The sequence below is a fragment of the Nocardioides marmoribigeumensis genome (genome assembly GCF_031458325.1).
Lineage (GTDB): Bacteria > Actinomycetota > Actinomycetes > Propionibacteriales > Nocardioidaceae > Marmoricola_A > Marmoricola_A marmoribigeumensis.
Window position 1 is genome coordinate 4,016,342 of record NZ_JAVDYG010000001.1, and the last position, 12,654, is coordinate 4,028,995.

Here is a 12,654-nt window from a genome sequence, read left to right on the forward strand (position 1 = left end):
GAGGACGAGGGATGAGCGAGCAGGACGGCCGCAGCCGCGAGCAGGACCAGCGCTACGACGTGCGCGCGACCCAGGACAAGTGGCGTCCGGTGTGGGAGAAGCTCGACCCGTTCCGCGCGGTGGACGACGGGTCCAAGCCGCGACGCTACGCGCTCACGATGTTCCCCTACCCCAGCGGCGACCTGCACATGGGTCACGCCGAGGTGATGGCGCTGCACGACGTCCTGGCCCGCCACTGGCGCCAGCTGGGCTACGACGTGATGAACCCGATCGGCTGGGACTCCTTCGGCCTGCCCGCCGAGAACGCCGCGATCAAGCGCGACGAGCACCCCGCGACCTACACCTACGCCAACATCGAGACCCAGGCCGAGTCGTTCAAGCGCTACGGCATCTCCTTCGACTGGTCGCGCCGGCTGCACACCTCCGACCCGGAGTACTACCGCTGGACCCAGTGGCTGTTCCTGCGGTTCCGCGACCGCGGCCTGGCCTACCGCAAGCACAGCCCGGTCAACTGGTGCCCCAACGACCAGACCGTGCTGGCGAACGAGCAGGTCGTGCAGGGCATGTGCGAGCGCTGCGGCGCCGAGGTGACCAAGCGCGAGCTGTCGCAGTGGTACTTCAAGGTCACCGACTACGCCCAGCGCCTGCTCGACGACATGGTGCAGCTCGAGGGCTCCTGGCCCGAGCGCGTGCTGGCGATGCAGCGCAACTGGATCGGTCGCAGCGAGGGCGCACACGTCGCCTTCGAGGTCGAGGGCCGTGACGAGCCGGTCACGGTCTTCACGACGCGGCCGGACACGCTCTACGGCGCGACGTTCTTCGTCGTGGCCGCCGACGCCAAGCTGGCCTCGGAGCTGGTGACCGACGAGCAGCGCCCGGCGCTGGAGGCGTACGTCGACGAGGTGCGCAAGGCGACCGACATCGACCGCCTGGCCACCGACCGGCCCAAGACCGGCGTCTTCCTGGGCGTCCACGCGACCAACCCGGTCAACGGTGAGCGGCTGCCGGTGTGGGCGGCCGACTACGTGCTGGCCGACTACGGCACGGGCGCGGTGATGGCCGTGCCGGCCCACGACCAGCGCGACCTGGACTTCGCCAGGACCTTCGACCTGCCGGTGCGCATGGTCGTCGACACCGGCGAGGAGGACCCGGCCCAGACGTTCGTGGCGACCTCCGGTGACGGCACCTACGTCAGCTCGGGTCCCCTGGACGGGCTGAGCGACAAGGCAGCCGGCATCCGCACGATCGTGGAGCGGCTGGAGGCCGAGGGCCACGGCAAGGGCGCGGTCAACTTCCGCCTGCGCGACTGGCTGCTCTCGCGCCAGCGCTTCTGGGGCTGCCCGATCCCGATCGTGCACTGCGACTCCTGCGGCGACGTCGCCGTCCCGGACGACCAGCTCCCGGTCGAGCTGCCGGACCTGCGCGGCGCCGACCTCAAGCCCAAGGGCGTCTCCCCGCTGGCCGCGGCCGAGGACTGGGTGAACGTCGAGTGCCCGCAGTGCGGTGCCCCCGCCAAGCGCGACAGCGACACGATGGACACCTTCGTGGACTCGTCGTGGTACTTCCTGCGCTACTGCTCCCCGCACGACGACACCGCGGCGTTCGACGTCGACAAGGTGCGCGACTGGATGCCCGCCGAGCAGTACGTCGGCGGCGTCGAGCACGCGATCCTGCACCTGCTCTACAGCCGGTTCTTCACCAAGGTCCTGCACGACATGGGCCTGGTCGACTTCGTCGAGCCGTTCAAGGCGCTGCTCAACCAGGGCCAGGTGATCAACCAGGGCAAGGCGATGAGCAAGTCGCTGGGCAACGGCGTCAACCTGGGCGAGATGATCGACGAGTTCGGCGTCGACGCCGTGCGGCTCACCCTGGTGTTCGCCGGCCCGCCCGAGGACGACATCGACTGGGCCGACCTGTCGCCCGGCGGCTCGCTGAAGTTCCTGCAGCGCGCGTGGCGCCTGAGCGGCGACGTGACCAGCCCGGCGGGCACCGACGTCTCCACCGGTGACACCGACCTGCGCAAGGTCACCCACCGCACCGTGCACGAGGCCGCCCAGCTGATCGAGTCCCACCGCTTCAACGTGATGGTGGCCCGGGTGATGGAGCTGGTCAACGCCACCCGCAAGGCGATCGACTCGGGCTGCGGCCCGGCCGACCCGGCCGTGCGGGAGGCGGTCGAGACCGTCGCGGTCCTGCTGAGCCTCGTCGCGCCGTACACCGCGGAGGAGATGTGGGAGCGGCTGGGCCACGAGCCGACCGTCGCGACGGTGCCGTGGCCGGTCGTCGACGAGGCCCTGCTCGTCGAGGACACGGTGACCGCCGTCGTCCAGGTGCAGGGCAAGGTCCGTGCACGGCTGGAGGTCGCCCCGTCGATCACTGCGGCCGAGCTCGAGGCGGCCGCGCTGGCCGACCCCGGCGTCGTGCGGGCGCTCGAGGGCAGGACGGTCCGCAAGGTGATCGTGCGCGAGCCCGGTCTCGTCAACGTCGTCGCCGGCTGAGCCCGCGCGCCGTCGCACCGAGCCCACCCGTGTCCGTCGCGGTCGTCACCGACAGCACCGCCGGCCTCACGCCCGAGGAGGCGGAGAAGGCCGGCGTCACGGTGGTGCCCCTGCAGCTGGTGATCGCCGGCGCGTCGTACGACGACGGGGTCGACCCCGAGGCCACTCCGGAGCACCTCGCCGAGGCGTTGCGGGAGTTCAGGCCGGTCAGCACCTCACGGCCCTCGCCGCAGGTGGTGCTGGAGACCTACGAGGACCTCGCCGAGACCGGGGTCGAGGCCATCGTCTCGGTGCACCTGAGCAGCCAGCTGAGCGCGACCTACGAGTCCGCGCAGCTCGCCACGCGCCGGTGCTCGATCCCCGTCGTCCCGGTCGACACGCGACAGATCGGCGCCGCGACGGGCTACGCCGCCCTCGCAGCGGCCCGGGCGGCGGCGCTCGGCGCACCGGTCGAGGAGGTCGCCGAGGTCGCGCGCCGCCAGGCCGAGCGGATCACCTCGCTGTTCTACGTCGACACCCTGGAGTACCTCCGCCGCGGTGGCCGGGTCGGGGCCGTCGGCGCGCTCGTCGGCTCGGCCCTGGCGGTCAAGCCGATCCTCCAGGTCGAGGACGGGCGCATCGTGACGCTGGAGAAGGTGCGCACGTCGGTGCGGGCGATCGCCCGCCTCGAGGAGCTCGCCATGAAGGCCGCCCACGGGGAGGCGGTCGACGCCGTCGACGTGACCGTGTGCCACCTCGCCAACCCCGAGGGGGCCGAGCGCCTCGCGGCTGGTCTCTCGGCCCGTCTGGGCAGCCTGCTGCACGGCGAGGACGTCGCCGTGCAGGAGGTCGGAGCGGTGCTCGGCGCCCACGTGGGCCCTGGCCTGCTCGGCGTCGTCGTCGCACCCCGGCTCTGAGTCGCGCCGGTCGCCCGGCCGCGCCGGACCGGGCGTACGACGCCCGCCTGGCAGCATGAGCCCATGGGCTGGCTCGGCGGACTCGGGACGACGCAGCTGGTGCTGCTCGTCCTCGGCGGGCTCCTGGTCCTCCTGGTCGCGGCCGCGCTCCTGACCCGGGTGCTGGTCAAGGTGGGGCTGCGCACGCCGTGGGTGATCCGCCTGCTCAACCGCCTCCGGGACCGCATCGTCGGCCTGGTCAAGCGGCCGGTCACGATCATGGTGCTCGACGAGGTGGCCGCGGTGATCCAGACCGGCCACTACACCCAGAACATCTCCGACGCCCTGCTGGAGAACCACGACCAGCTCAAGTCCCTGGTCGCGGAGAAGGTGGCCGCGGACCCCAACACCCGGCTGGTGTCGAAGATCCCGGGCTACGACACCGTCGTCTCGGAGACCACCGAGATGGTGATGCGGGTGCTCATCGACATGCTCAGCGACCCCCGCACCGACGAGCTGGTCTCGGACCTGCTGCGCAACAACCTCCAGCAGATCAAGCGGGCCGTCCGCGACCGCGACCACGAGGCCGTCGACGCCTTCGACCGGCCCGACGAGCTGTCGCCGACGGCTCAGCAGCTGCGCGACCGGGAGCCGGCCCGGCGTCCCCGGAGGGCCGACCGCCGGTGGGGGAGCTGGGGGACCTGAGGGTTCTCCACAGCCGGGCCGGCGACGGCGTCGCGGGCGCCCCTGCGTCCCTACGGTGCCTGTCATGCGCACCCGTGACCGCGACGAGGACTGGATCGAGGAGCTCGGCCGGCGCCGGCTCGAGGCCCTGATCGCCGAGCTGACGCCGTCCGGCGAGCCCCCGCCGCCCTCGGCTCCTTCATCGCCGCTGCCGTCGCCCTCGCCGCTGCCGCCGCCCTCGCCGCTGCCGGCGTCCCGCGGCTCCTCGCCGGACCGGCCCGCGGCGGAGCCGGCCCTCGAGCCCGGGCGCCCGGTGGACGTGACCGTCCTCGAGGAGCCGCCGGGTCGGCACGCCCGCCGCGCCCTCGCGCCGAGCGGCCGCGTCCGCGGCTGGCTCGCCGACCGCCTGCCGGAGGTCACGGGCAGGCAGGCGCTCCAGCAGGGCCACGTCGGGGTCCTCGCGCTGGTCCTGGCGACGGCGCTCGTGCTGGGTGGCTGGGCCTGGATGCGCTCGTCGTCGGGCGCGCCGGCCCCGGTCGCCGCCCCGGTCGTGACCTCGTCGGGAGCGTCGCCCGCCGCCACCGGGTCGCCTGCGCTCCTGAACCCGTCCTCGGGCACGCCGGGTGCCCCAGGTGCCGCGGGTGCCTCGCCCGCGACCGAGGTCGTCGTGCACGTGGCCGGCAAGGTGCGGCGCCCCGGCATCGTGGTGCTCCCGGTCGGCTCGCGCGTCGTGGACGCCGTGCGGAGGGCGGGCGGCTTCGCCGCGGGCGTGGGTCCGCGGAGCGCGTCGCTCAACCTCGCGCGGGTCCTGGTCGACGGCGAGCAGATCGTCGTCGGTGCTGCCGCCTCCCCCGCCGCGGGCCCGGTCCTCGCGCCGACCGACGGGGCCTCCGCGGGCCCCTTGGTCAGCCTCAACACCGCCGACCAGACCGCGCTCGAGTCGCTGCCGGGCGTCGGTCCGGTGACGGCCACCGCGATCCTCCAGTGGCGCAGCGAGCACGGGCCGTTCACCGCCGTGGAGGAGCTGCTGGAGGTCTCCGGCATCGGCGAGGCAACCCTCGCCGAGATCGAGCCCCACGTCACGCTCTGACCGGGCCGTGGTCGACTCCGCGGCCCGGGGTCGCGACCTCCGTCTCCTCGCTCCGGCCACCGCGGCATGGGGTGGGGCCCTGGCCGGCGGGGCGGTGGCCGGCCACGTGCCCACGGGGCCGCTGGTCGTCCTCCTGTCGCTCGGGCTCGTGGGGCTCGCGGTGCTCACCCGTCGTGCGCTGCCCCTCACCCGCACCGTCGCGGCCGTGCTGCTCGTCGCCGTCGCGCTGGCGCTCGTCGCCCTGCTGCGGGCCGCGGGCGCGGTCGACGGGCCCGTCGCGGCGCTGGCCGGGGCCCGTCCGCTCGCGGAGGCGTCCGGCTCGGTCCGCGCCGACCCGCGGGTGCTGCACGGTCGCTTCGCCGACCAGGTGGTGTTCCCGGTCTCCGTCGACCGGGTGGTCACGAGGACGGGCACCACCACGGCGCGGGCACGGGTGCTGGTCCTGGCGGCCGCGGACCTGCCGCGGCCGTCGTACGGCGAGCGGGTGCGGGTCTCCGGCCGGCTCGCCCCGAGCGACGAGGCGGGGACCGCGGCCCTGCTCGACGCGCGCGGGGTGACCACCCTCGCCCGGCCCTCGTGGGTGCACCGGGCGGCCGACCGGGTCCGTGCGGGCATCCGCGCGGCCGCCCGCGGGCCCGACCCCGGCTCCGCGCTGGTCCCGGCCCTGGTCGACGGCGACGACGCCCGGATGCCGGACGGGCTCGTCGACGACTTCAGGACCTCGGGGCTGACCCACCTGACCGCGGTGTCGGGGGCCAACCTCACGCTGGTGCTCGCCTTCGTGCTCCCGGTGGCGCGGCGGTGCGGGGTCCGTGCGCGGGGCCTGCTCCTGGTGGGGCTGCTCTGCAGCGTCTGCTTCGTGCTGCTCGCTCGCCCCGAGCCGTCCGTGCTCCGGGCCGCCGTGATGGGAGCGGTCGCCCTGGTGGGCCTGGGCGTCGGCGGCCGGCGCCTCGGGATCCGTGCCCTGTCCGCGTCGGTCGTCCTCCTCCTGGCGGTCTCGCCCGGGCTGGCGGCCTCGGCCGGGTTCGCGCTGTCGGTGCTGGCCACCGGCGGCATCCTCCTGGGTGCCCCGCCGCTGCGGCGCACGCTCGCCGCGCACGTCCCCGGACCGGTCGCGGACGCGGTCGCCGTGCCGGTCGCCGCCCAGCTGGCCTGCACGCCCCTGGTGGCGGTGCTCTCGGCCCAGGTCTCGCTGGTCGCGGTCGCGGCCAACCTGGCGGCCGCGCCGCTCGTGGGCCCCACGACCGTCCTCGGGCTGGTCGGCGGGCTGCTGGCGACGGTCTGGACCCCGCTCGGCCGGCCGGCGGGCTGGGTCGCCGCCTGGTGCGCGCAGGGCATCGTCGAGGTGGCGGAGGTCTCGTCCGCCCTCCCGGGTGCCGCTCTGGACTGGGCGACGACCCCCGCGTCCCTGGGGCTCCTGACGGTCCTGTGCCTGGTCCTGCTGGTCGGCCTCCCGGTGGTGCTGCGGCGGCGCGGGGCCGCCGTGGGGCTCGCCCTGCTCATGGTGGTGGCGGTCCTGCGGCCGATGCCCGCGGGCGCCGGCTGGGTGGGCCGGATCCTGCCGGGACCCGACTGGCCGCCGCGCGGCTGGGTCCTGGTCGCGTGCGACGTCGGGCAGGGCGACGCGCTGGTCCTCCACGCGGGGCCGCACCGGGCGGTGGTGGTCGACGCGGGGCCCGAGCCGCGGCTGGTGGACCGCTGCCTGGGCCGTCTGGGGGTGCGGGAGGTCACCGCCGTCGTCCTCACCCACTTCCATGCCGACCACGTCGACGGGCTCGAGGGGGTGCTGCGGGGCCGGCGGGTGGGGGAGATCCAGGTCACCGGGTTCGCCGAGCCGGCCTACGGCGCCGCCTACGTCTCGCGCCTGGCCGCCGCGCGCGGCATCCCCGTCCGCGTGCCGGCGTACGCCGAGGTGGTGCGCGCCGGTGCGCTCACCTGGCAGGTCGTGGCCCCGCAGCACCTGGTCGACGACAACCCCAACGACGCCTCGCTGGTCCTCCTGGTCGTCACCCGGGGCCTGCGGCTCCTGCTCGCCGGCGACGTCGAACCGCCGTCGCAGGCGCCCCTGGTCAGGCTCGACGGGCTCGCCCCGGTCGACGTCATCAAGGTGCCCCACCACGGCAGCGCCCACCAGGACGACCGGCTGCTGCAGGGCCTGGGCGCGTCGCTCGGGCTGGTGTCGGTGGGGGAGGACAACGACTACGGCCACCCGTCCGCGCGGACCCTGGCGCTGCTCCGCGCCGCCGGCACGCAGGTCCACCGCACCGACCTCGAGGGCGACCTGGCGGTCGTGCCAGGTCCGGACGGTCCGTCGGTCGTGGGCCGTGGCTGAGCAGTGGGCGAGGGGGAGCGGGGAGGCGCGTCAGGGACGCGGACGTCACCGCGGACCCGTCGGCGCGGTGTGGCACGCTGACCGCATGCCAGCCCCCACCGCGACCTCACCGTCCGGCCAGGCGCTCCAGCCGCTGGGGCGGGTCGTGCTGGTCAGCGGGCCGGAGGAGTTCCTCAACGAGCGCGTCGTGACCGCCGTCCGCGCGGCGGTCCGCCGGGCCGACCCCGAGGCCGAGGTCAGCGCCACCGACGGGCAGCAGCTGACGCCGGGGACCCTCGGTGAGCTCTCCGCGCCCTCGCTGTTCTCGACCACCAGGTGCGTGGTCGTCCGCGGGGTGCAGGACGTCGACGACTCGCTGTTCGACGGCCTGGTCGCCTACGCCGAGGCCCCCGAGCCCGACATCGCGCTGGTGCTGGTCCACGAGGGCGGGCAGAAGGGCGCGGGCCTGCTCAACCGGCTGCGCAAGCTGCCAGGGGTCGAGGAGCACAAGTCGGAGAAGCCCAAGGGCAACGCCTACCTCGACTTCGTCGGCGTCGAGGCCAGGTCGCACGGCGCTCGGATCGACCGTGACGCGGCGGAGTACCTCGTCCGCGCCGTCGGCTCCGACCTGCGCGGCCTCGCGGCCGCGGTGCAGCAGCTGGCCGACGACTACCCGCAGGAGCAGCTCACCACCGAGCTGGTGAGGCGCTACTACGCCGGCCGGGCCGACGTGAAGGGCTTCGACATCGCCGACCTGGCGATGGCCGGACATCCGGCCGAGGCCCTCGCCGAGCTGCGCTGGGCGATGGAGACCGGGGGCGAGGCGCCGGCGATCACCGGGGCGTTCGCGTTCAAGGTGCGGCAGCTGGCCCGGCTCAAGGGGGCCCCGCGGGGCCAGCGCGACGCCGACCTGGCGCGCGAGATCGGGGCGGCGCCCTTCATGGTCCGCAAGCTGCGCGACCAGCTGCGCGGGTGGGACGAGGACGGCCTGGCGACGGTCGTGCGCGCCGTGGCGACCGCCGACGCCGCGGTCAAGGGCAATGCCGCCGACCCGGCGTACGAGCTCGAGCGCCTCGTGCTCGCCATCGTCCGCGCACGCGGCGCCGGCTGAGGTCCGCAGCGCGAGAGGACAAGGACCCCGCCGGCCGAGGCCTACGGGGTCCTGCAGGTCCTGCTCAGGCTCCTCGGCTCAGAGGGAGGAGGCCTTCTTGGCGATCGCCGACTTGCGGTTGGCGGCCTGGTTCTTGTGGATCACGCCCTTGGAGGCGGCCTTGTCGAGCTTGCGGCTCGCCGCAGCGGCGAGCTCCTTGGCCTTGGTGGCGTCACCGGACTCGGCGGCCTCGCGGAAGCTGCGGATCGCGGTCTTGAGCGCGGACTTGACCGACTTGTTGCGCTCGTGCGCGACGATGTTCTGCTTGTTGCGCTTGATCTGGGACTTGATGTTCGCCACGGAGCAGGCCTCGGTGTCTCTCGTTCGTCAGGGAAGGGTCTCGGGCGGCGCCAACGTGCGGCACACGCAGCCAGACACGATACCGGGTGGGTTGCGCCGTCCCCAAATCGGCGGTGACGCGGGTGTCGTCGCCTGGTGTATCAGGCGGTGCCGACCCGCCTCCTCGGTCCACGCCGGGTCACCAGGACCCCGCGACAGCTCACCAGGAGACCACCATGAACCGTCCGCAGCTCCCCAGGTCCGTCACCGTCCTCGGCGCCGTCGCGGCCGCCGCGATCCTCGTGCCCACGGCGGCCTCGGCGACCGGATCGCTGGTGACCATCTCGGACGCCTCCAGCTCGAACGCCGCCCGCGTGAGCACCGACGGCCGGCTCAAGACCGACGCCGGCGGCACCGAGCTGGCCTTCCGCACCCCGGCCGGGGCCGTCTCGTTCCCGGCCGGCACCAGCAGGCTCCTCGGCAAGGTCGACGTCTCGGACTACAGCAGGATCCGGATCATGGCCGACGAGCGCGCCGGCTCGGCGTCCAACATCTCGTTCCGGGTCACGACCACGGAGGGCAACGAGCTCGTGGCCCAGCTGGCGACCTTCACCCTCACCCCGCACAGCCAGCGGACCTTCGTGGTCGACGTACCGACCAAGGTCGTCTCGATCTACGCCGACGCCGCCCCCGGTTCCGGCAACGTCGCGACCGACTTCCTGGTCTACGGGAGCCGGTGACGAGGCACCACCGGCGGCCGCGACCGGCTACCAGCCGCGCCTGGAGGCGAGCCAGGACCAACAGGCCGCGGCCCACCAGCGCCGGTGGGTGCCCAGGTGCGGGGAGGTGGTCGGGACGGGGCGCAGGTCCGCCTCGGCCATGAAGCCGCCGAGGGCGGCGACGAAGGAGTCCACGTGGTCGTCGGGCACCCCTGCGGTGACGGGGTGCTCGGCGAGCAGTCGGGTCACGTCCCGTCCGTCGCCGTGGACCGAGACGAGCAGGTGGACCACGTCGACCCAGCGGGGCGCGAGCGCCGGCCAGTTCCAGTCGCACAGCAGGGCGGTGCCGTCGGGCCGCACCAGGAAGTTGTCGTCGCGGCCGTCCAGGTGGGCGAAGTGCTCGGCGTCGGGCAGCTCGGGGTAGGCGTGCGCCAGCTCGCTGAGCTCGGCCACGTGGGGCCAGTCGATCCCGGCGTAGTCGGCGGTGTCCCAGCCGGTCACGAACGTCGGCAGGTCCTCGTGCAGCGGCTTCAGGTCCAGCGGCTCGGGGTCGGGGTCGACCTCGGCCACCCGCGCCAGCGCGTCCAGGCACGCGGTGACGTCGTCGTCCTCCCACGGCCGGTGCGGCGGGCGCCCGTCGACGTCCTCGAACGCCACGACCGTCCAGCCCTCGAGGTCGTTCTCCCACCACCGCAGGGCGGGTGCCGGCAGGTCGTCCATCGGCAGGCTGCGGAGCACCCGCACCTCCTGGGCGTACGCCGCGGCGTACGCCTTCTGCGCGGTGCGGTGGGCGGCCTTGAGGAACAGCCGCTGACCGTCGCGGCCGACCAGACGCGAGGCGAAGCCGGGGGTGAACCCCGAGTCCTGCGACGTGGCGCTCGCGACGGGGCTGCCGAGCCGCCGCTCGACCTCGCGGCGCACCAACGGGGGCAGGTGCTCCCAGTGCAGCCGCATCGCGGTGCCGGCGTGGGGGACGCGGCCCACGTCGGCGGGGTGGAGAGGGGGATGCATGGCTGCGATCCAACCACTCCTGCTGTGGGAGACTTGGCGGGTCCCCTGACGCCTCGACGAGAGCTGACCGTGCCGCCGAGCAAGACTTCCGCGCCCCAGCCTGGGCAGACGCCGCCTGCGATCATCCGCAACTTCTGCATCATCGCGCACATCGACCACGGCAAGTCCACGCTGGCCGACCGCATGCTGCAGCTGACCGGGGTGGTCGACGAGCGCAGCGCCCGCGCGCAGTACCTCGACCGCATGGACATCGAGCGCGAGCGCGGCATCACGATCAAGAGCCAGGCCGTGCGGATGCCGTGGACGGTCGCCGACGGCGAGGGCGCCGGCGAGACCTACGTGCTCAACATGATCGACACCCCGGGGCACGTCGACTTCACCTACGAGGTCTCGCGCTCGCTCGAGGCGTGCGAGGCGGCCGTGCTCCTGGTCGACGCCGCACAGGGCATCGAGGCCCAGACGCTGGCCAACCTCTACCTCGCTCTGGGTGCCGACCTGCACGTCGTCCCGGTGCTCAACAAGATCGACCTGCCCGGCGCCGAGCCGGAGAAGTACGCCGCCGAGCTCGCCGGCATCATCGGCTGCGACCCCGACGAGGTCCTCCGCGTCTCGGCCAAGACCGGCGAGGGCGTCTCGCACCTGCTCGACGAGATCGTGCGCCAGACCCCCGCCCCGGTCGGCGTGGCCGATGCCCCGCCCCGGGCGCTGATCTTCGACTCCGTCTACGACACCTACCGCGGCGTGGTCACCTACGTCCGCGTGGTCGACGGCAAGCTCACCCACCGCGACCGGATCAAGATGATGTCGACCGGCGCGGTGCACGAGATGCTCGAGGTCGGCGTGATCTCGCCCGAGCCGGTCAAGGCCGGCGAGATCGGGGTCGGCGAGGTCGGCTACCTCATCACCGGCGTGAAGGAGGTCCGCCAGTCCCGGGTCGGTGACACGGTGACCTCCCAGCACAACGGCGCCACCGAGGCGCTGGGCGGCTACAAGCACCCCAACCCGATGGTGTTCGCCGGGCTCTACCCGATCGACGGCGACGACTACCCCGACCTGCGCGAGGCGCTGGACAAGCTGCAGCTCAACGACGCGGCGCTGACCTACGAGCCCGAGACCTCGGGCGCGCTCGGCTTCGGGTTCCGCATCGGCTTCCTCGGCCTGCTGCACATGGAGATCGTGCGCGAGCGGCTGGAGCGGGAGTTCAACCTCGACCTGATCTCGACCACGCCCAACGTGGTCTACGACGTGACGATGGACGACGGCACCGAGCTCGTGGTCACCAACCCGAGCGAGTTCCCCTCGGGCAAGGTCGCCGAGGTGCGCGAGCCCGTGGTCAAGGCCACGATCCTGTCGCCGAGCGACTACATCGGCACGATCATGGAGCTCTGCCAGGGCAAGCGCGGGACCCTGCAGGGGATGGACTACCTCTCCGAGGACCGCGTGGAGATGCGCTACACGCTGCCGCTGGCCGAGATCGTCTTCGACTTCTTCGACGCGCTGAAGTCGCGCACCAAGGGCTACGCCTCCCTCGACTACGAGCCGGTCGGCGACCAGGCGGCCGACCTGGTCAAGGTCGACGTCCTGCTGCACGGCGACACCGTCGACGCCTTCAGCGCGATCGTGCACCGCGACGCGGCCTACGCCTACGGCGTCGCGCTGGTCGGCAAGCTCAAGGAGCTCATCCCCAGGCAGCAGTTCGAGGTGCCGATCCAGGCGGCGATCGGCTCCCGGGTGATCGCGCGGGAGACGATCCGCGCGATCCGCAAGGACGTGCTGGCCAAGTGCTACGGCGGCGACATCAGCCGCAAGCGCAAGCTGCTGGAGAAGCAGAAGGAGGGCAAGAAGCGGATGAAGATGGTCGGCCGCGTCGAGGTCCCCCAGGAGGCGTTCATCGCCGCGCTCTCCACCGGCGAGGGCGTCGGCAAGGACAAGCGCTGAGCCCCGCCCCGTCGGGGGGCCGGCGGGGTGTGAGCGAGGCCATCCGGGCCCGTGCGGCGTGTCCGCTGGAGTCCGTTTCGTGACTTCGGCAGTGTGACA

Annotated in this window: 10 protein-coding genes; 8 read left to right on the forward strand and 2 right to left on the reverse strand. The window is 73.7% G+C overall.

Annotation, left to right across the window (positions count from 1 at the left end):
* Positions 1 to 11 precede the first annotated feature (11 nt).
* The 6 genes from leuS to holA all read left to right on the forward strand — a co-directional run bounded on the left by leuS (position 12) and on the right by holA (position 8,569).
* Entirely contained in the window at positions 12 to 2,498 is a 2,487-nt protein-coding gene (leuS, locus tag J2S63_RS19175; protein WP_310305708.1) for a leucine--tRNA ligase, read from the forward strand.
* Positions 2,499 to 2,527: 29 nt separating this feature from the next.
* Positions 2,528 to 3,394, forward strand: coding sequence for a DegV family protein (locus tag J2S63_RS19180; RefSeq protein WP_310305711.1), 867 nt, complete (start codon positions 2,528 to 2,530; stop codon positions 3,392 to 3,394).
* A 63-nt stretch (positions 3,395 to 3,457) separates the two neighbouring features.
* The gene (locus J2S63_RS19185; protein ID WP_310305714.1) at positions 3,458 to 4,078 is read left to right on the forward strand and encodes a hypothetical protein; all 621 of its coding nucleotides are present in this window, start codon (positions 3,458 to 3,460) and stop codon (positions 4,076 to 4,078) included.
* Positions 4,079 to 4,142: 64 nt separating this feature from the next.
* Positions 4,143 to 5,147, forward strand: a complete 1,005-nt coding sequence (locus J2S63_RS19190; protein ID WP_310305716.1) for a ComEA family DNA-binding protein — start codon at positions 4,143 to 4,145, stop codon at positions 5,145 to 5,147.
* A 7-nt stretch (positions 5,148 to 5,154) separates the two neighbouring features.
* Entirely contained in the window at positions 5,155 to 7,479 is a 2,325-nt protein-coding gene (locus J2S63_RS19195) for a ComEC/Rec2 family competence protein (protein ID WP_310305718.1), read from the forward strand.
* A gap of 85 nt (positions 7,480 to 7,564) precedes the next feature.
* Positions 7,565 to 8,569 (forward strand): DNA polymerase III subunit delta, encoded by a 1,005-nt coding sequence (gene holA / locus J2S63_RS19200; RefSeq protein WP_310305720.1) that lies wholly within the window; start codon positions 7,565 to 7,567, stop codon positions 8,567 to 8,569.
* Positions 8,570 to 8,647: 78 nt separating this feature from the next.
* On the opposite strand, the gene rpsT is transcribed toward holA, so the two are convergent.
* Positions 8,648 to 8,908, reverse strand: a complete 261-nt coding sequence (rpsT, locus tag J2S63_RS19205) for a 30S ribosomal protein S20 (RefSeq protein ID WP_310305723.1) — start codon at positions 8,906 to 8,908, stop codon at positions 8,648 to 8,650.
* A gap of 215 nt (positions 8,909 to 9,123) precedes the next feature.
* On the opposite strand from rpsT, the gene J2S63_RS19210 reads away from it, so the two are divergent.
* On the forward strand, positions 9,124 to 9,627 hold the full coding sequence (locus J2S63_RS19210) for a hypothetical protein (protein ID WP_310305726.1): 504 nt from the start codon (positions 9,124 to 9,126) through the stop codon (positions 9,625 to 9,627).
* Between the two features lie 27 nt (positions 9,628 to 9,654).
* On the opposite strand, the gene J2S63_RS19215 is transcribed toward J2S63_RS19210, so the two are convergent.
* A complete protein-coding gene (locus tag J2S63_RS19215; protein ID WP_310305728.1) occupies positions 9,655 to 10,617 on the reverse strand; it encodes a phosphotransferase family protein in 963 nt (320 codons plus the stop codon).
* Between the two features lie 69 nt (positions 10,618 to 10,686).
* Here J2S63_RS19215 and lepA point away from each other — a divergent pair, with 69 nt between their 5' ends.
* Entirely contained in the window at positions 10,687 to 12,555 is a 1,869-nt protein-coding gene (gene lepA, locus J2S63_RS19220) for a translation elongation factor 4 (RefSeq protein WP_310305730.1), read from the forward strand.
* Positions 12,556 to 12,654: the final 99 nt, after the last annotated feature.

Bases quoted from the DNA above. Each gene is read 5' to 3' on its own strand.
- leuS (WP_310305708.1), top strand. From the start codon at position 12: ATGAGCGAGCAGGACGGCCGCAGCCGCGAGCAGGACCAGCGCTACGAC.
- J2S63_RS19185 (WP_310305714.1), top strand. From the start codon at position 3,458: ATGGGCTGGCTCGGCGGACTCGGGACGACGCAGCTGGTGCTGCTCGTC.
- J2S63_RS19190 (WP_310305716.1), top strand. From the start codon at position 4,143: ATGCGCACCCGTGACCGCGACGAGGACTGGATCGAGGAGCTCGGCCGG.
- holA (WP_310305720.1), top strand. From the start codon at position 7,565: ATGCCAGCCCCCACCGCGACCTCACCGTCCGGCCAGGCGCTCCAGCCG.
- J2S63_RS19210 (WP_310305726.1), top strand. From the start codon at position 9,124: ATGAACCGTCCGCAGCTCCCCAGGTCCGTCACCGTCCTCGGCGCCGTC.
- J2S63_RS19215 (WP_310305728.1), bottom strand. From the start codon at position 10,617: ATGCATCCCCCTCTCCACCCCGCCGACGTGGGCCGCGTCCCCCACGCC.